Origin of the sequence: Enterobacter soli, assembly GCF_964208575.1 — a bacterium.
Taxonomy (GTDB): Bacteria; Pseudomonadota; Gammaproteobacteria; order Enterobacterales; family Enterobacteriaceae; genus Enterobacter; species Enterobacter soli_A.
In genome coordinates, this window is record NZ_CAXOFU010000019.1 from 1 (window position 1) to 18,998 (window position 18,998).

Consider the following 18,998-nt stretch of genomic DNA (forward strand, 5'->3'; position numbering starts at 1 on the left):
CCTTGAGAGTCCTGAAGGAACGTTGAAGACTACGACGTTGATAGGTCGGGTGTGTAAGCGCAGCGATGCGTTGAGCTAACCGATACTAATGAACCGTGAGGCTTAACCTTACAACGCCGAAGATGTTTTGGCGATGAGAGAAGATTTTCAGCTGATACAGATTAACAGAATTTGCCTGGCGGCTTTAGCGCGGTGGTCCCACCTGACCCCATGCCGAACTCAGAAGTGAAACGCCGTAGCGCCGATGGTAGTGTGGGGTCTCCCCATGTGAGAGTAGGGAACTGCCAGGCATCAATCAGGAAGAACCCCGTACCGAAAGGTGCGGGGTTTTTTGCTTTGCGCGCGAGGAAACATGCCGTGGGGCGTTTAAGCCCGATCGGCCCAGCGACATCGATAAGCCCGGTAACCACAAACCGCCGTAAACTAATCCCCATCCCTCTGTATATACGGTAAACTATCCCGGTTTTTGCATCAGGATAGCGTCTATGAACCACTCCCTTAAGCCCTGGAATACCTTTGGTATTCAGCGGAATGCTAATGAAATTGTACGTGCCGAAAATGCCCAACAACTGCTGGATGCATGGCAAAACGCAACAGAAAACGGTGAACCTGTACTGATTCTGGGCGAAGGAAGTAATGTCCTGTTTCTTGAGGATTTTGCGGGAACCGCGATCGTTAACCGCATCATGGGAATTGACGTTAAAGAGAGTGCCGAGAGCTGGCATCTGCACGTCGGTGCCGGGGAAAACTGGCACCAGCTGGTGCAGTACACCCTCGAAAAAGGGATGCCCGGCCTGGAAAATCTTGCCCTGATACCGGGCTGTGCCGGGTCCTCACCTATTCAGAATATCGGCGCCTATGGCATTGAACTTAAACATGTTTGTGAATATGTCGACTGCATCGAGCTGGCGACAGGCGAGGCTAAACGTCTGAGCGCCGAACAGTGCCGTTTTGGCTATCGTGACAGCATTTTCAAACATGAATATCAGGATCGCTACGTCATTGTGGCCGTCGGTCTGCGCCTCGCGAAAGCCTGGAAACCTGTCCTTACCTACGGTGATTTAACCCGTCTTGACCCGGCAACGGTGACGGCAAAACAGGTATTCGACTCCGTGTGCCACATGCGCATGACCAAACTTCCTGATCCGAAAGTGAACGGAAATGCGGGTAGTTTCTTCAAAAACCCGGTGATTTGCGGCGAAACGGCAAAAGCCTTCCTCGCGGGCTGGCCGACGGCGCCGCATTATCCGCAGGCCGATGGCAGCGTGAAGCTGGCGGCAGGCTGGCTTATCGATCAATGCGAGCTAAAGGGCACCTCTCTGGGCGGCGCAGCCGTTCATCGCCAGCAGGCGCTGGTGCTGATTAACCAGGGCAATGCGACCGGCAGCGATGTCGTGCAGCTGGCTCACCTTGTACGCCAGCGCGTGGGCGAGAAGTTCAACGTCTGGCTCGAACCGGAAGTCCGCTTCATTGGTCGCGCCGGAGAAGTGAATGCCGTGGAGGCTATTGCGTGAAGGATAATACTATCCCGTTAACCCTGATTGGCATTCTTGCCGACGGCGAGTTCCATTCCGGTGAACAGCTCGGCGAGCAGCTGGGCATGAGCCGCGCGGCTATCAATAAGCACATTCAAACCCTGCGCGACTGGGGCGTTGATGTCTTTACGGTGCCGGGCAAGGGTTACAGCCTGCCGGAGCCGATTCAGCTACTCAATGAAGACCTGATCCGCAGCCAGATTGAGCAGGGGAAGGTTGCCGTTCTGCCGGTGATCGATTCGACTAACCAGTACCTGCTGGATCGCCTCGGCGAGCTGAAGTCGGGCGATGCCTGCGTGGCTGAATACCAGCAGGCCGGGCGCGGCCGTCGCGGGCGCAAGTGGTTCTCTCCCTTTGGCGCTAACCTGTATCTCTCGATGTACTGGCGTCTTGAGCAAGGCCCGGCTGCCGCCATCGGGCTAAGCCTGGTTATTGGGATTGTGATGGCAGAAGTGCTGCACGACCTGGGGGCCGATAAAGTCCGCGTGAAATGGCCGAACGACCTGTATCTCCAGGATCGCAAACTTGCCGGCATTCTGGTGGAACTTACCGGTAAAACCGGCGATGCGGCGCAGATCGTGATTGGCGCGGGCGTGAACATGGTGATGCGTAACGTGCAGGCGGACGTGGTTAACCAGGCATGGACCAATTTGCAGGAAGCGGGGATCACCATCGATCGTAACACCCTTGCCGTTCGGATGATCAAAGAGCTACGCAGCTCCCTGACCCTGTTTGAACAGGAGGGGCTGGCGCCGTTCCTCTCCCGCTGGGAAAAGCTGGATAACTTTATCAACCGTCCGGTTAAACTGCTGATTGGCGAGAAGGAGATCTTCGGTATTTCTCGCGGGATCGACGCGCAGGGCGCTTTACTGCTGGAGCAGGACGGCGTTATCAAGCCGTGGGTGGGCGGTGAAATATCGCTACGCAGCGCGGAATAAAATCAGGGAGCCATCGGCTCCCTTTTTTCTACCTACCCAGCGAAGCGCCAGGCCGCCGCAGGTGCGCGACGACGATAGATTAATCCCTCTCCCCAAAGGGAGAGGGAATCGCGCTTACTGCGGGTATGGCACCCAATCCCCGCCGTTCAGGCGCACGTACGGTTTATTCTGGTACTGGATCACCACCGCGTTGGCGTTCTCCGATACCTCTGCCGTCTGCGGCAGACCGCTGGTGAGCTGGTTCCAGTTCACGCTATCTTCCACAAACAGCTTGCCGTCGACCGCGCGGGCAACCAGTTCGGAAATCGCCAGATAGCTGCTTGGCTGGGTGATTTCAATAGGTGCGCCCTGGTGCGGTGCCTTCATGCCGAAGAACTTAATCCCCGCAGGCACGTTGGTAATTGACGGGCTTGGGATATCGCGCAGGCCAGACACCTGCATTCTGTCGCCCTTCAGCGCGCCGCCGTGTTCAGGCACAACCACCACCATCACTTTACGGCCCGATTTTTCCAGTTCGGTGAAGAACGCGTCCAGCTCGTCGAACAGCTTCTGCGCGCGAACCTTGTAATCCGCCGTTTTGCTGACGCCCGGGAAGTGGTTACCGTCGTGCAGCGGCAGGGTGTTGTAGAACGTCGCGCTGCGGCTGTTTTCGCCCTCTTTACTGACCGTTTGCAGCCAGCGCTGGAGCACGGCGGTGTCGTCATAAACCGGCGAACCGTCAAAGCCCAGCAACGACACCGGCAGGCCGGTCTGATCCATCAGCGGCGCCTGCATTCCCCCCTCCTGACGCACTTCTTTAAGGAAGTTACCGAACTGGCCGTTGTGGCCCATCATCAGGTGCTGGGTAAAGCCGAGTTTGGACAGGTTATCAAACAGATAGCACTGGTTGCCCGCTGGCTGATACAGGTTTTTATGCGACGGCTGGCCGCAGCTTGCGCGCAGCAGGCGGATAGCCGCCGGGCCGCTGTAGGAGGTTGCCGAGTTGAAATCTTTAAACTGGATATCGAAGTGCGACCACAGCGGATGGGACATTAGCCCGGCTGCGTCCACGTCGGCCCAGGAGAGCGAACAGATGTTGATCACCAGCAGCTCGAACGGCTGTGCATCCGCAGGCAGCGCGTCCGGGAATTTGGTCTGACGCTTGTCTTCTGCGGTATAGAAGCTGGAAAGCCAGGCGTTCAGGTTGGTGGACGTCGGCGGCGCGGTCTGGGTTGGAATATCGCCTACGACCGGGTTATCTCCCGCGGTGGTCACGGTGGTTGCCGCCGAGCCGCCGGTGGTGGTAACCGTCGTCGTTGGTTGCCCCGCTGGCCACAGCGAGAAGCTCGGGCCTGCCAGCGTCAGCACGTTAAGCCAGACCAGAATCGCCACCACGAATACCGTCACGCGGATCCACTGCGACAGGAACAGCCAGGCGATCAGCAGCACAAACACCGCGCCGATCATCTGCCAGTTAATGAAGCGCTCGGTCAGATCGAGAATGTAGTCAGAGCTAAAGCCCGCCACCTGCGAGCCCTGGCTCATGATGCTTTCCGGGCCGGGCAGCCAGGTGTCGTGCCAGAACAGGCCAAAACCAATCGGGATGGCAATCCAGTGGCGCAGGCGGTGCAGCCTGAGGTTCGGGATTGGCATCAGCAGGAAGGCCATAAACACCAGGTTCAGCAGCGGATGGAAGTTCAGGTAGCCCGCCCACAGCAGGCCAAACTTCACCAGAAAATAGAAGTTCCAGCCGGAAAGGCCGCGCCAGTACTGCCACAGCGGCGACGGCGCCGAAGAGGTATAGGTAGAATTAGTCATGTTTTCGGTTTGCCTTGGCGTGTGAAGCGCGAGTCAGTGTTCCGGCTGGTTTAACGTAGCGAGGTTTAATAAACAGTATTCTGGCGGTATCGCGAATGCGGCGCAGCGAATGGCGCGCATAGTAGCCGAGCGGGAAGAAAATAAGCGCACAGAGTACGACCAGTTGAATGATGTCGCTGATATTCATGATGGCGCGCGCTCCTCAGTCTCACGCAGCAGGCGAAGTGGTTCGGGAACGCGACGCCAGACGTGTCCGTCATGCTTAGCATTGAGAATCGGTTTAACGTCGGCGGTTATCGGCAGCGGTTTGACCCACTGTTCCGGCGCCAGAGTTCTCATTTGCACCAGTTCAGCGCTAATCAGATTGTCCTCAAACCAAATCATACGGTTAGAGAAAATATCCCCTGTTGGCAGCGGGAAAATATGGTTCAGGGCGGTGTCGAGATCGTTGACCCGACAGAACGATAAAAACAGTACCAGGCGGTTATCGCCGATGGTCATGATATCCCCGGTGCGGTTCGGACGGCACAGGGTCAGCGCCTGCTCGACGCGGATACCCGGCACCGGGCGCAGCGCCACCATCACCCCTTTGCCGTCTGCCGGCAGCAGGGTGTTGCTCATCATGTTGCCCACGGCGTCGCAGAAGGTGTCCCACTTCTGATAGCCGCGCAGCTTCATTGGCTGGGTCATGGAGAGCAGCGTGGAGATATCCTCCGGGACGTGGCGGCTGAACTGCTGGCCCTGAATGCTTTCGATGAGCGTCAGGCAGCGGGACAGCGGGGCGTTCCACGGCACCACCATGTTGGCACCGCAGCCCAGCAGCAGACGTTCGTCCGTTGCGCGCAGGCTGGTGTTGTTTTCGCGCACCACGATTTTCAGCGCGCTGCCGCGCTGGCGGCGCAGGGTGTGAATCTGTCTGGCGAGGGCTTCGATTTGGTTATTTTGCATCAGCGAAAACACAATCGTTGCGGCCTGAGTTGTTCGCGCTTCATTAAAGACGGCTTCGTTGGTATCAAACAGCGACCAGTTTTCAGAGAGGGCGGGGGCACCTTCCAGTACCGCAATATGGCTGAGAATGCGCTTTTCATCGTTACGCGGCTGCACCACGGCTTCTTCTTGCTGCGCGAGATGCCATTCCCCGTCGATATGTTTAAGGGTCAGCTGCTGTCGCGCGCTCACCCCTTTTTCATTAAACCAAAAGGCAATATCGTAGAGATAGCTGTCAGTTTGATCGTGGATACTTGCCAGACCGAAAAGAGAACGATATTCAGTCATTAAAAGGGAGAACAACTTATCATTATTAGTACAAGGGTTAATAACCAGAACGGTACAATTTTGATTTTTTGCCCATTTATTGATTTTTTGCAGCCAATGCAGGAGTTTCTCATTTGATATATTTTGCAGGGCGTTATTTGAGCATTTAAGAATCACTAAATAGTTATCAGGATCAATAGTGCACTGAATATCGCGGGGCAAAAAGTATAGACCATCTGCTTCGGTCGTCATGGAAAATAATCGCACGGACTGTGGACCACCTTCCTCGGCAAGTCTGATGATTTTTTTCGGTTCCTGGCCCATGGTCACGACAGCAACGCGAGCATCCTTTGTCTGCGCGGCAATCGTCTGATTTACCAGGGTAACGGCGTCTTTGTCGCGATCCGTGTTAATCCACCAGACTCCCCCGACTGGCATGTGGCGCAATTCGTCCCATAATGACTGGATGCCAATTGAAAATATGGAGTCCACGGTGTCCCTCTTTTCATCTAATTTATCTGTATCTCAGTTTACTAGCGAAAGCGTAGAAATAAACCTAACATTGAAATTAAAGAACATCAGATTTAGCATGTAAACGAAAATTCTCAAGGCAGGATGCCTCGCTACATCTGGTCGTATGATTTTAGTCAAATGGATGAGATAAAAATGCATAATAATGAACCCGGAACCCCCGTCGACTCGAGTCTGGGATACACATTCCAAAACGATTTCCTGGCATTAACTCAGGCATTTTCATTGCCTGAAATAGATTACACCGATATTTCCCAGCGGGAACAGTTGGCGGCGGCTATTAAACGCTGGCCATTATTGGCTGAATTTGCTCAACAACAATAAGGAAGCCATTGATGGCCATACTTGGATTACAGGGCGTCCGTGGTGGAGTCGGTACGACATCCGTTACCGCGGCGCTGGCGTGGTCATTGCAGCTATTAGGTGAATCGGTGCTGGTCATTGATGCCTGTCCCGACAATTTGTTGCGCATGTCATTCAACGTTGATTTCACCCGCCAGGAAGGCTGGGCGCGCGCGATGCTCGACGGCAAAGAGTGGCAGGATGCCGGTCTGCGCTATACCTCCCAGCTCGATCTCCTGCCTTTTGGTCAACTGACTCCCGACGAACACGAAAACTACTATAAGAATCAGCAGTCGCTGGAGCCGTTCACCGCTGCGCTGAAACGTCTGCAGGAAGAGGGCCACTACCAGTGGATTTTGCTCGACCTGCCGCACACTCTTGACCCGCTTACTCGCCAGCTCATTTCACAATGCGATCATATCCTGTCCATTGTGAACGTGGACGCGAACTGCCACATCCGTCTGCACCAGCAGGCGTTGCCCGCACGGGCGCATATTCTGATTAACGATTTACGTATCGGCAGCCAGATTCAGGACGATCTCTATCAGGTCTGGCTGCAAAGCCAGCGCCGTCTGCTGCCGATGGTTATCCATCGCGATGAAGGCATGGCGGAGTGTCTGGCCTCCAAGCAGCCGCTCGGTGAATACCGCAGCGATTCCCTGGCGGCGGAAGAGATCCTCACGCTGGCAAACTGGTGTCTGCTGCACTTTGCCAAAGGGGCGGAGTCAGCCGGGAGTCCTGTATGAGCCGTTTGTCCACCTGGTTACTTATCCCTCCGGTGAGCGCGCGCTTAAGCGAGCGCTACCGGAACTACCGTCGGCACGGCGCATCGGTGCCAGGCGCGGCGCTGGGCTGCTTCTGGACGATCCTGGCCTGGATGTTTATTCCCCTCGAACACCCCCGCTGGCAGGGCATTCGCGCCCGACAGCACGAACTCTACCCGCACATCAACCCTGACCGCCCGCGGCCTTTAGATCCCGCCCGCTATGCGCTTCAGGCCATCTGGCTGGTGGCTACGTCCGGGCAGCAGGAGAGAAAGACGCCGCGCTGGCGCAGCTTCGACCGGGCGCAGAACCTGCGTGAACGCTACCATCAGTGGCTGGACAGGCTGCCCGACCGGGTTGGCGACAAAACCAGCCATCTCGATAACCACAAAGAACTCGGACACCTGCATCCGGGTTTGCGCCGTTTTATCCTCGGCGTCATCGTGGTGTTCTCCCTGATTCTGGCGCTGGTGTGTATCACTCAGCCCTTTAACCCGCTGGCGCAGTTCACCTTCCTGATCCTGCTGTGGGGCGTTGCCCTGCTGGTGCGCCGAATTCCGGGGCGCTTCTCGGCGCTGATGCTGATTGTGCTGTCGCTCACCGTATCCTGCCGCTACATCTGGTGGCGCTACACCTCGACCCTGAACTGGGACGACCCGGTGAGCCTGGTGTGCGGCCTGATCCTGCTGTTCGCCGAAACCTACGCGTGGATTGTGCTGGTGCTGGGCTACTTCCAGGTGATCTGGCCGCTCAACCGCCAGCCGGTTCCGCTGCCAAAAGACACCAACCAGTGGCCGTCCGTGGATCTGTTTGTACCGACGTATAACGAAGACCTGAGCGTGGTGAAAAACACCATCTACGCCGCGCTGGGTATCGACTGGCCGAAAGACAAGCTCAAAATCTGGATCCTCGACGACGGCGGTCGCGAAGAGTTCCGCCAGTTTGCCGACCAGGTCGGCGTGGAGTACATCGCCCGTACCACCCACGAACATGCGAAAGCGGGGAACATCAACAACGCGCTGAAGTATGCCAAAGGGGAGTTTGTCTCCATCTTTGACTGCGACCACGTGCCGACGCGCTCGTTCCTGCAAATGACGATGGGCTGGTTCCTGAAGGAGAAAGAGCTGGCGATGATGCAGACGCCGCACCACTTCTTCTCGCCGGACCCGTTTGAACGTAACCTTGGCCGTTTCCGCAAAACCCCTAACGAAGGCACGCTGTTCTACGGCCTGGTGCAGGACGGGAACGACATGTGGGACGCCACCTTCTTCTGCGGCTCCTGTGCGGTTATCCGCCGCGGCCCGCTGGATGAGATTGGCGGCATCGCCGTGGAAACGGTGACCGAAGATGCCCATACCTCGCTGCGCTTGCACCGTCGCGGCTACACCTCGGCCTACATGCGTATTCCGCAGGCGGCGGGTCTGGCGACCGAGTCCCTGTCGGCGCACATCGGCCAGCGTATTCGCTGGGCGCGCGGCATGGTGCAGATCTTCCGTCTGGATAACCCGCTGGCGGGCAAAGGGCTCAAGCTGGCGCAGCGGCTGTGCTACGTTAACGCCATGTTCCACTTCCTGTCCGGTATTCCGCGGCTCATCTTCCTGACCGCGCCGCTGGCGTTCCTGCTGCTTCACGCCTACATCATCTACGCCCCGGCGCTGATGATTGCGCTGTTCGTTCTGCCGCACATGATCCACGCCAGCCTGACGAACTCGAAGATTCAGGGGAAATACCGCCACTCGTTCTGGAGTGAAATCTACGAAACGGTGCTGGCCTGGTATATCGCCCCGCCAACGATGGTGGCGCTGATTAACCCGCATAAGGGCAAATTTAACGTCACCGCGAAGGGTGGGCTGGTGGAGGAGGAGTACGTCGACTGGGTGATTTCCCGTCCGTATATCTTCCTGGTGCTGCTCAATATCGTGGGGGTCATCGCCGGGATCTGGCGCTACTACTACGGCCCGGAAAACGAAATTCTGACCGTGTTTGTGAGTATGGCGTGGGTGTTCTACAACCTGATTATCCTCGGCGGTGCGGTCGCGGTTTCGGTCGAGAGCAAGCAGGTGCGTCGCGCGCATCGCGTTGAGATCAGTATGCCCGCGGCGATTGCCCGCGAGGACGGACATCTCTTCTCCTGCACCGTGCACGACTTCTCTGACGGCGGTCTGGGTATCAAGATCAACGGCCAGGCGAAGGTGCTGGAAGGTCAGAAGGTTAACCTGCTGCTTAAACGCGGCCAGCAGGAGTACGTCTTCCCGACGCAGGTTGTGCGCGTGCTGGGCAACGAAGTGGGTTTACAGCTCATGCCGCTTTCCAAAAAGCAGCATATCGATTTTGTGCAGTGTACGTTTGCCCGCGCGGATACGTGGGCTCTCTGGCAGGACAGCTTCCCGGAAGATAAACCTCTGGAAAGCCTGCTGGATATTCTTAAGCTGGGGTTCCGTGGCTATCGTCACCTTGCAGAATTTGCCCCGTCGTCTGTGAAATTAATTTTCCGGTCACTTACCTCGCTGGTTTCCTGGGTCGTGTCGTTTATTCCACGCCGACCAGAGCGGGACGAGGCGAAGCAATCGGACCCGGTTATGGCTCAACAATGATGATAACGCGATGAAAACTAAACTTTCCTGGTTATGTGCAGTGGCAATGGGGATGAGTGCGCTTCCCTCAATGATGGCGAATGCGGCTCCTGAAGCGCCTGCAACCACGGCTGCGCCGGTGGCGCAAGAGACCGATCCGGCCGTCACCGCGCCCGAAAACGTTGTGCCTGAGCAGCCGGCGGGCGCCGACACGCAGGTGATTGGGAGCGTTCTGCCGGGCGTTCCGGGTGCCAACGCCCCGGTGGTGACCGACAACGCCCCGTCCAGGGACGTGAAGCTGACCTTTGCGCAGATTGCGCCGCCGCCGGGCAGCATGGTGCTGCGCGGCATCAACCCTAACGGTGGCGTTGAGTTCGGAATGCGCAGCGACGAAGTGGTGTCGAAGGCGGTGCTGAACCTCGAATACACGCCGTCGCCATCCCTGCTGCCGGTGCAGTCCCAGCTGAAGGTGTATCTCAATGACGAGCTGATGGACGTCCTGCCGGTCACCAAAGAGCAGCTCGGCAAAAAGACGCTGGCGCAGGTGCCTATCAACCCGCTGTTTATCACCGACTTTAACCGCGTGCGCCTGGAGTTCGTGGGCCACTATCGCGATGTCTGTGAAAACCCGGCCAGCAGCACCCTGTGGATGGACGTTGGGCGCAATACCTCGCTGCAAATGACCTACCAGTCGCTGGCGCTGAAAAACGATCTCTCGGCCTTCCCGGTGCCGTTCTTCGACCCGCGCGATAACCGCAAATTGACGCTGCCAATGGTGTTTGCGTCTTCCCCGGATATCACCCAACAGCTGGCGGCGACCATTGTGGCCTCGTGGTTTGGCTCGCGCGCCGCCTGGCGTGGTCAGAGCTTCCCGGTCATGTACGACACGCTGCCGGATCGCAACGCCATCGTCTTTGCGACCAACGATAAACGCCCGTCGTTCCTGCGCGACCACCCGGCGGTGAAAGCCCCGACCGTGGAGATCATGAGCCACCCGGACAACCCTTACGTGAAGCTGCTGGTGGTGTTTGGTCGTGACGACAAAGACCTGCTGCAGGCCGCGAAAGGCATCGCGCAGGGTAACGTGCTGTTCCGTGGCAACAGCGTGATTGTCGACAACGTTAAGCCGCTGCTGGCGCGTAAACCTTACGATGCGCCGAACTGGGTACGTACCGACCGCGCGGTCACCTTCGGCGAGCTGAAAACCTATGAGGAGCAGCTTCAGTCGACGGGGCTGGAGCCTTCTCCGATCAGCCTTTCCCTGAATCTGCCGCCAGATCTGTATCTGATGCGCACCAACGGTATTGATATCAACCTCAAGTACCGTTACACCGCGCCTGCGACCAAAGACAGCTCGCGCATGGATATCAGCCTGAACAACCAGTTCCTGCAATCCTTTAGCCTGACCAGCAACCAGGAGACGAACCAGCTGATGCTGCGTCTGCCGGTGCTACAGGGCCTGCTCGACGGCAAAACCGATGTCTCTATCCCGGCGCTGAAGCTGGGCGCGGTCAACCAGCTGCGCTTCGACTTCCAGTACATGAACCCGATGCCTGGCGGCTCGGTGGATAACTGCATCACCTTCCAGCCGGTGCAGAACCACGTGGTGATCGGCGACGAATCCACCATCGACTTCTCGAAGTACTATCACTTCCTGGCGATGCCGGATCTGCGCGCCTTTGCGAACGCCAGCTTCCCGTTCAGCCGCATGGCGGATCTTTCGCAGTCAATCGTGGTGATGCCGAAATCCCCGACCGAAGCGCAGGTGACAACGCTGCTGGATACCCTGGCGTCCGTTGGCGCGCAGACGGGCCTGCCGGCCATCAACGTCACGCTGACCGATGACGGCAGCCAGATCCAGAACAAAGACGCCGACATCATGGTGATCGGCAACATCCCGGACAAGCTGAAAGACGACAAGCGCGTGGATTTGCTGGTGCAGGCCGCGCAGTCGTGGGTTAACACCCCGATGCGTCAGACCGAGTTCCCAAGCATCATGCCGGATATCAACGATCGTCAGGCCAGCGTCCAGACCACGGTAACCTCCAGTGGCCCGATGGCGGCGGTGGTGGGCTTCCAGTCGCCGTATAACGATCAGCGCAGCGTCATCGCGCTGCTGGCAGACAGCCCGCGCGGCTATGAGCTGCTGAACAACGCGATGAACGACAGCGGTAAACGCGCGGCGATGTTTGGCTCCGTGGCGGTGATCCGCGAGTCCGGCGTGAACAGCCTGCGCGTGGGCGACGTTTACTACGTCGGCCATCTGCCGTGGTTCGAACGCCTGTGGTATGCGCTGTCGAACCATCCGGTTCTGCTCGCTATCCTGGCGGCGGTGAGCGTTGTGCTGCTGGCATGGGTACTGTGGCGTCTGCTGCGCATCATCAGCCGTCGTCGTCTTAATCCGGATCATGAGTAAGCGGTGATGAAAGCCTTTCGCTGGTGTGTTTTAGCAGCGCTGATGCTGGCGGCAACGAACCTTCGTGCCGCCTGTACCTGGCCTGCCTGGGAGCAGTTTAAACAGGACTATATCAGCGAAGGCGGGCGGGTCATTGACCCGAGCGACACGCGCAAAATTACGACCTCCGAAGGACAGAGCTACGGCCTGTTCTTCGCGCTGGCCGCGAACGACCGCAAGGCGTTCGATCAGCTGCTCGGCTGGACGCGCGACAACCTCGCCGAGGGCGATTTGAGCGCGCGTCTGCCCGCGTGGCTGTGGGGTCAAAAGGACAAAGAGACCTGGGCGGTTATCGATGAGAACTCGGCGTCGGATGCCGATATCTGGATAGCCTGGTCGCTGCTCGAAGCGGGGCGTCTGTGGCAAAACCCGGACTACACCCGCACGGGCAAAGCGCTGTTAAGCCGCATTGCCAGCGAAGAGGTGGTGAAAGTCCCGGGGCTGGGCTCCATGCTGCTGCCGGGTAAAGTCGGCTTCGCGGAAGAGAACACCTGGCGCTTTAACCCCAGCTATCTGCCGCCGCAGCTGGCGAGCTATTTCACCCGCTTCGGCGCCCCCTGGAGCACCCTGCGCGAAACCAACCTGCGCCTGCTGCTGGAAACCGCGCCGAAGGGCTTTTCCCCGAACTGGGTGCAGTACCAGAAAAACAAAGGCTGGCTGCTTAAGCAGGATACGGCCCTGACGGGCAGCTACGATGCCATTCGCGTCTATCTCTGGGTCGGGATGATGAACGATAACGATCCGCAGAAAGCCCGGCTGCTGGCGCGCTTTAAGCCCATGGCGGCGACGACGGCAAAAGAGGGGCTGCCGCCCGAGAAAGTCGATGTGGCGACCGGGAAACGCACCGGGAATGGCCCGGTCGGTTTTTCGGCGGCCATGCTGCCCTTTCTCCAGAAGCGTGACGCCCAGGCCGTTCAGCGCCAGCGCGTTACCGACAATTTTCCCGATAACAACGCCTATTACAGCTACGTGTTGACCCTCTTTGGACAAGGCTGGGATCAGCACCGTTTTCGCTTCACCGAAAAAGGTGAATTAATACCGGATTGGGGCCAGGAATGCGTAAGTTCACACTAAATCTACTCAGTTTATCGCTTGGTCTGGCCCTGATGCCGCTGGCGCAGGCTGCCAATTCCCCTCAGCAACAGCAGCTGCTGGAGCAGGTTCGCCTGGGCGAATCGACCCAGCGTGAAGATTTGGTTCGCCAGTCGCTCTACCGCCTGGAGCTTATCGATCCGAACAACCCGGACGTGATTGCCGCGCGTTTTCGCTATCTGCTGCGTCAGGGTGATACCGGCGGCGCGCAAAAAGAGCTGGAGAGACTGAAGGGCATCGCCCCAGGCTCGAGCATTTATCAGTCATCCCGCAACACCATGCTGCTTTCCACCCCGGACGGCCGCCAGGCACTCCAGCAGGCGCGCCTGTTAGCCACCACCGGGCATACGCAGGAGGCGATTGCCGCCTACGACAAACTCTTTGCCGGGAACCCGCCGAGCGGCGATCTGGCCACCGAGTACTGGAACGCGGTGGCGAAAGATCCGGCGCGGCGCAATAGCGCCATTAGCCAGCTGAAAAAGATTAACGCCAGCAGCCCCGGCAACGTGCAGCTGCAGGCCTCCCTGGCGCAGCTTCTGTTCCAGAACGGACGCCAGGACGAAGGGTTTGCGGTTTTGCAGCAGATGGCGAAATCCAATAATGGCCGTAACCAGGCGTCTGATATGTGGTATCAGCAGATCAAAGACCAGCCTGTCAGCAGCGCCAGCGTCACCGCGCTGCAAAAATACCTGAGCGTGTTCAGCGACGGCGATAGCGTCACCGCCGCCCGCTCGCAGCTCGACGCCCAGCAAAAGCAGCTCGCCGACCCGACGTTCCGCGCGAAAGCCGAAGGCTTAGCGGCGGTCGATGCCGGGCAGGGCAGTAAAGCCGTCACCGAGCTGCAAAAAGCGGTCAGCGCAAACCATGCCGACAGTGAGGCGGTGGGGGCACTCGGCCAGGCCTATTCACAAAAAGGCGATCGCGCCCGCGCGGTGGCCCAGTTCGAAAAAGCGATCGCCCTCGATCCCCAGAGCGACAACCGCGGCAAATGGGACAGCCTGCTGAAGGTGAACCGCTACTGGCTGCTGATCCAGCAGGGTGATGCCGCCCTGAAAGCCAATAACACGGCGCAGGCGGAACGCTACTACCAGCAGGCGCGCAATACCGATAGCACCGACAGCTACGCGGTGCTGGGGCTGGGGGATGCGGCGGCGGCGCGTAAAGATAACGACGCCGCAGAGCGCTACTATCGCCAGGCTTTACGGATGGACAGCGGCAACAGCAACGCCGTGCGCGGGCTGGCGAATATCTATCGCGACCAGTCGCCGGAGAAAGCGTCGCAGTTTATCCAGTCGCTCTCCGCCAGCCAGCGCCGCAGCATTGACGATATTGAGCGCAGCCTGACCAACGAACAGCTTTCGCAGCAGGCGGAGCAGCTGGAAAACGAGGGCAAATATGCCCAGGCCGCTGAAATTCAGCGTCGCCGTCTGGCGCTTTCGCCGGGGGACGTGTGGATCACCTATCGCCTCTCGCGGGATCTCTACAGCGCCGGGCAGCGAAGCCAGGCCGACACCTTAATGCGCCAGCTGGCGATCCAGAAGCCTGCCGATCCGGATCAGGTTTACGCCAGCGGGCTTTATCTTTCGGGCAACGATCAGGATCGCGCCGCGCTGGCGCACCTGAACACCCTGCCGCGCGATAAGTGGAACGGCAATATTCAGGAGCTGGCCGATCGTCTGCAAAGCAACCAGGTGCTGGAAACGGCAAACCGTCTGCGGGACAGCGGCAAGGAGCAGGAGGCGGAAAACCTGCTGCGCCAGCAGCCCGCCTCAACGCGTATCGACTTAACGCTGGCAGACTGGGCGCAGCAGCGTGGCGATCGCGCCGGTGCGGCGGCGGCCTACAATGCCGTGCTGCAGCGCGAGCCGCAAAACGACGATGCGCTGCTCGGCCTGACCGAAGTCTATATTTCTGAGGGCAACAAAGACGCGGCGCGTGCCACCCTGGCGAAACTGCCGCCTGAGCAGGCCGGACAGCCGCAGTCGCTCAACCTGCAGCGCCGGGTTGCGATGGCGCAGGCGGGGCTTGGGGACACGGCTGCCGCAAACCAGACGTTCAGCAAGCTTATTCCGCAGGCCAAATCCCAGCCGCCGTCAATGGAAAATGCGCTGGTGCTGCGCGACGCCGCGCGCTTCCAGGCGCAGAGCGGCCAGCCTCAGCAGGCGCTCGACACCTACAAAGATGCGATGGTGTCTTCCGGCATTACCAAAACGCGCCCGACGGACAACGACAGCTTTACCCGCCTGACGCGTAACGATGAAAGCGACGACTGGCTCAAGCGCGGCGTGCGCAGCGACGCGGGCGATCTGTATCGTCAGCAGGATCTGAACGTCACCCTGCAGCACGACTACTGGGGCTCGAGCGGTACGGGCGGGTATTCCGACCTGAAAGCCCATACCACCATGCTGCAGGTGGATGCGCCGCTCTCCGACGGACGGATGTTCTTCCGCAGCGATCTCGTGAATATGGACGCCGGAAACTTTGCCACCACGGACGCGAAGTACGATCCGAAGTGGGGCACCTGTGCGGCAACGCCTTGTCACGGCAACACCAACCAGACCGCCAACGGCGCAAGCGTGGCGGTGGGCTGGCAGAATAAAACCTGGGAGATGGACATCGGCACCACGCCGATGGGCTTCGACGTGGTCGACGTGGTGGGCGGCCTGAGCTACAGCAACGATCTTGGCCCGATTGGCTATACCGTAAACGCCCATCGCCGTCCGATCTCCAGCTCGCTGCTGGCCTTTGCCGGACAGCGTGATTCCAACACCGACACCACCTGGGGCGGCGTGCGCGCCACCGGCGGCGGGGTGAGCCTGAGCTACGATAAGGGCGAGGCGAACGGCATCTGGTCGAGCCTGAACGCCGACACCCTGACCGGGAAAAACGTCGAGGACAACTGGCGCGTCCGCTGGATGACCGGCTATTACTACAAGCTCATTAACGAAAACAACGAGCGCCTGACGGTGGGCGTCAGCAATATGGTGTGGCATTACGACAAAGACCTGAGCGGCTATACCCTCGGTCAGGGCGGTTACTACAGCCCACAGGAGTATGTCTCCTTCGCGCTGCCGGTGACCTGGCGTAAACGCACCGAAAACTGGTCGTGGGAGCTGGGCGGGTCGGTTTCGTGGTCGCACTCGAAAACCAAAGACGGGATGCGCTATCCGCTGCAGGGGCTTATCCCGGAGAACCAGAAAGATGCTGAGGGTAACGACATGTACACCGATAAAGGCGAGCCGGAAACCGGCAGCAGCTCATCGGGGACCGGTTATACCGCCAGAGCCATCGTCGAGCGCCGCGTGACCTCCAACTGGTTCGTGGGTCTGGGCGTCGATATTCAGCAGGCGAAGGATTATACCCCGAGCCACGCGCTGATTTATGTGCGCTATTCTGCCGCAGGCTGGCAGGGCGACATGGATCTGCCGCCGCAGCCGCTCATACCGTACGCCGACTGGTAATCAGATTTACCTTATTCGGTTTGTAAGTCTCTCTAAAAATTGCAGCAATCGGGTATACTCAGGCGCACCAGGTTTACACCCTGGTGCGCACTGCGCTTTAAGTTTTGTGGAGAGTCATTTTGCGTGTCAGCCGTTCTTTAACTATCAAACAGATGACGGTGGTGTCCGCCGTCACCATGCTGTTTGTATTCCTGTTCTGCGTCATTTTGCTGTTTCATTCCGTACAGCAGAATCGCTATAACACGGCCTCGCAACTCGAAAGTATTGCCCGTGCGGTACGCGAGCCGCTCTCGGCCTCTATCCTGAAAGGGGATATTCCCGAGGCGGAAACCATATTAAAACGCATCCAGCCCGCCGGGATTGTCAGCCGTGCGGACGTGGTGCTGCCTAACCAGTTCCAGGCCCTGCGCATGAGCTTTATCCCCGAACGCCCGGTTCCGGTGATGATCATGCGCATGTTTGAACTCCCGGTGCAGATTTCGCTGCCGATTTACTCCCTTGAACGCCCGGCAAACCCGCAGCCGCTCGCCTATCTGGTGCTGCAGGCCGACTCATATCGCATGTATAAGTTTGTGATGAGCTGGGTTGTGACGTTAGTAACTACTTACTTACTTTTGACGCTGATCCTGAGCGTGGCGCTCACCTGGTCGATCAATCGGCTGATTGTCCATCCGCTGCGCCGCATCGCCCGCGAGCTGAACAACCTCTCCCCGCAGGAGCAGGTCGGGCACCAGCTTGAGGTGCCGCGGCTGCACCAGGACGACGAAATTGGGATGCTGGTGCGCAGCTATAACTTCAACCAGCAGCGTATCTCGCGCCAGCAGGACGAGCTCAACAGCAACGCTACCCGCTTCCCGGTGTCCGATCTGCCCAACAAAGCCTTCCTGATGGCGATGCTGGAGCAAACCGTCGCCCGCCAGCAGACGACCGCGCTGATGGTGATTGCCTGTGAAACCTTACAGGACACGGCGGGCGTGCTGAAAGAGAGCCAGCGCGAAGTGCTGCTGCTCACGCTGGTGGAAAAGGTCAAATCCGTCCTCGCGCCGCGCATGGTGCTGACCCAGGTCAGCGGCTACGACCTGGTGGTTATCGCCCACGGCGTGAAAGAGCCGTGGCACGCTATTACGTTAGGTCAGCAAGTACTCACTGTCATTAACGAGCGGTTGCCGATTCAGGGCATCCAGCTGCGTCCAAGCGCCAGCATCGGTATCGCCATGTTCTACGGCGACCTCACCGCCGAGCAGCTCTACCGCCGCGCGTTCTCCGCCGCCTTTACGGCGCGTCGGAAGGGGAAAAACCAGATCCAGTTCTTCGACCCGGAGCAGATGGAAAAGGCGCAGCGGCGCCTGACCGAAGAGAGCGATATTCTTACCGCGCTGGACAACCGCCAGTTCGCCATCTGGCTTCAGCCGCAGGTCAACCTGCTGACGGGCGAGGTGAATAGCGCCGAAGCGCTGCTGCGCATGCAGCAGCCGGACGGCTCCTGGGAGCTGCCCGAAGGGTTAATTGAACGTATTGAATCCTGTGGCCTGATGGTGACCGTCGGTTACTGGGTGCTGGAAGAGTCCTGCCGCCAGCTTGCGGCGTGGCAGGAGCGCGGCGTGACGCTGCCGCTGTCGGTGAATTTATCCGCCCTGCAGCTTATGCATCCGAACATGGTTTCGGAGATGCTGGAGCTGATCAACCGCTACCGCATCAAGCCGGATACGCTGATTCTGGAAGTCACCGAGAGCCGCCGTATTGACGACCCTAACGAAGCGGTCGCAATCCTCAAGCCCCTGCGCAACGCGGGTATTCGCATCGCGCTGGACGATTTTGGCATGGGCTACGCCGGGCTGCGCCAGCTCCAGCACATGAAAACGCTCCCGGTGGACGTGCTGAAAATCGACAAAACCTTCGTGGACGGGCTGCCGGATGACAGCAGCATGGTCGAGGCGATTATCCAGATGGCGCGCAGCCTGAATCTTCAGGTCATTGCCGAAGGTATCGAAACCGAAGCCCAGCGCGACTGGCTGGCGGCGGCGGGCGTGGAAAAAGGCCAGGGCTTCCTGTTTGCCCGCGCCGTGCCGTCCGACGTCTTTGAGCAACGCTATCTGACGGGCGAAAGCCATACCGCAAAAGTGTAACTTTGTTGCTGGCTTGTGCGAGCCAGCTCAAAGTTCTTAACATTTGTGTTTCAAATTTGAGCCGGGTTTATTTCTGTCCTGTTATGTGGGTGTTATTTTAAAGCCGCAGGTTAACCATAACCTTATAAAG

The 18,998-nt window shown here is 58.7% G+C and carries 12 protein-coding genes and 2 rRNA genes; 11 read left to right on the forward strand and 3 right to left on the reverse strand.

Annotated elements, in window-relative coordinates:
• The 4 genes from AB6V08_RS17645 to birA form a co-directional block, all read left to right on the forward strand.
• Positions 1-110 (forward strand): 23S ribosomal RNA (locus AB6V08_RS17645); the annotation flags it as partial.
• Positions 111-174: 64 nt separating this feature from the next.
• Positions 175-290: ribosomal RNA gene (gene rrf, locus AB6V08_RS17650) — 5S ribosomal RNA — on the forward strand.
• 195 nt (positions 291-485) lie between these two features.
• The gene (gene murB / locus AB6V08_RS17655; protein ID WP_368544113.1) at positions 486-1,514 is read left to right on the forward strand and encodes a UDP-N-acetylmuramate dehydrogenase; all 1,029 of its coding nucleotides are present in this window, start codon (positions 486-488) and stop codon (positions 1,512-1,514) included.
• Positions 1,511-2,473 (forward strand): bifunctional biotin--[acetyl-CoA-carboxylase] ligase/biotin operon repressor BirA, encoded by a 963-nt coding sequence (gene birA, locus AB6V08_RS17660; RefSeq protein WP_368544114.1) that lies wholly within the window; start codon positions 1,511-1,513, stop codon positions 2,471-2,473. Before murB ends, birA begins: the two co-directional genes overlap by 4 nt.
• A 114-nt stretch (positions 2,474-2,587) precedes the next feature.
• On the opposite strand, the gene bcsG is transcribed toward birA, so the two are convergent.
• The 3 genes from bcsG to bcsE are packed head-to-tail and all read right to left on the reverse strand — an operon-like array spanning position 2,588 to position 6,016.
• Positions 2,588-4,270, reverse strand: a complete 1,683-nt coding sequence (bcsG, locus tag AB6V08_RS17665; RefSeq protein WP_368544115.1) for a cellulose biosynthesis protein BcsG — start codon at positions 4,268-4,270, stop codon at positions 2,588-2,590.
• On the reverse strand, positions 4,263-4,457 hold the full coding sequence (gene bcsF, locus AB6V08_RS17670; protein ID WP_368544116.1) for a cellulose biosynthesis protein BcsF: 195 nt from the start codon (positions 4,455-4,457) through the stop codon (positions 4,263-4,265). The genes bcsG and bcsF overlap by 8 nt, the downstream gene beginning before the upstream one ends.
• Positions 4,454-6,016, reverse strand: coding sequence for a cellulose biosynthesis c-di-GMP-binding protein BcsE (gene bcsE / locus AB6V08_RS17675; RefSeq protein WP_368544117.1), 1,563 nt, complete (start codon positions 6,014-6,016; stop codon positions 4,454-4,456). The genes bcsF and bcsE overlap by 4 nt, the downstream gene beginning before the upstream one ends.
• Before the next feature lie 174 nt (positions 6,017-6,190).
• On the opposite strand from bcsE, the gene bcsR reads away from it, so the two are divergent.
• The 7 genes from bcsR to hmsP all read left to right on the forward strand — a co-directional run bounded on the left by bcsR (position 6,191) and on the right by hmsP (position 18,868).
• Positions 6,191-6,379 carry a cellulose biosynthesis protein BcsR gene (bcsR, locus tag AB6V08_RS17680; protein WP_014072225.1) on the forward strand — a complete coding sequence of 63 codons (189 nt, stop codon included), beginning with the start codon at positions 6,191-6,193 and terminating at the stop codon, positions 6,377-6,379.
• An 11-nt stretch (positions 6,380-6,390) separates the two neighbouring features.
• Positions 6,391-7,143, forward strand: a complete 753-nt coding sequence (bcsQ, locus tag AB6V08_RS17685) for a cellulose biosynthesis protein BcsQ (protein ID WP_368544195.1) — start codon at positions 6,391-6,393, stop codon at positions 7,141-7,143.
• Entirely contained in the window at positions 7,140-9,755 is a 2,616-nt protein-coding gene (gene bcsA / locus AB6V08_RS17690) for a UDP-forming cellulose synthase catalytic subunit (protein WP_368544118.1), read from the forward strand. Before bcsQ ends, bcsA begins: the two co-directional genes overlap by 4 nt.
• 10 nt (positions 9,756-9,765) lie before the next feature.
• Positions 9,766-12,150 (forward strand): cellulose biosynthesis cyclic di-GMP-binding regulatory protein BcsB, encoded by a 2,385-nt coding sequence (gene bcsB, locus AB6V08_RS17695; protein ID WP_368544119.1) that lies wholly within the window; start codon positions 9,766-9,768, stop codon positions 12,148-12,150.
• A gap of 6 nt (positions 12,151-12,156) precedes the next feature.
• Positions 12,157-13,263: a cellulose synthase complex periplasmic endoglucanase BcsZ gene (gene bcsZ / locus AB6V08_RS17700; RefSeq protein ID WP_368544196.1), complete on the forward strand. Its 1,107-nt coding sequence runs from the start codon at positions 12,157-12,159 to the stop codon at positions 13,261-13,263.
• Positions 13,245-16,742 carry a cellulose synthase complex outer membrane protein BcsC gene (gene bcsC, locus AB6V08_RS17705; protein WP_368544120.1) on the forward strand — a complete coding sequence of 1,166 codons (3,498 nt, stop codon included), beginning with the start codon at positions 13,245-13,247 and terminating at the stop codon, positions 16,740-16,742. Before bcsZ ends, bcsC begins: the two co-directional genes overlap by 19 nt.
• 119 nt (positions 16,743-16,861) lie before the next feature.
• Positions 16,862-18,868 carry a biofilm formation regulator HmsP gene (hmsP, locus tag AB6V08_RS17710; RefSeq protein ID WP_368544121.1) on the forward strand — a complete coding sequence of 669 codons (2,007 nt, stop codon included), beginning with the start codon at positions 16,862-16,864 and terminating at the stop codon, positions 18,866-18,868.
• Positions 18,869-18,998 lie beyond the last annotated feature (130 nt).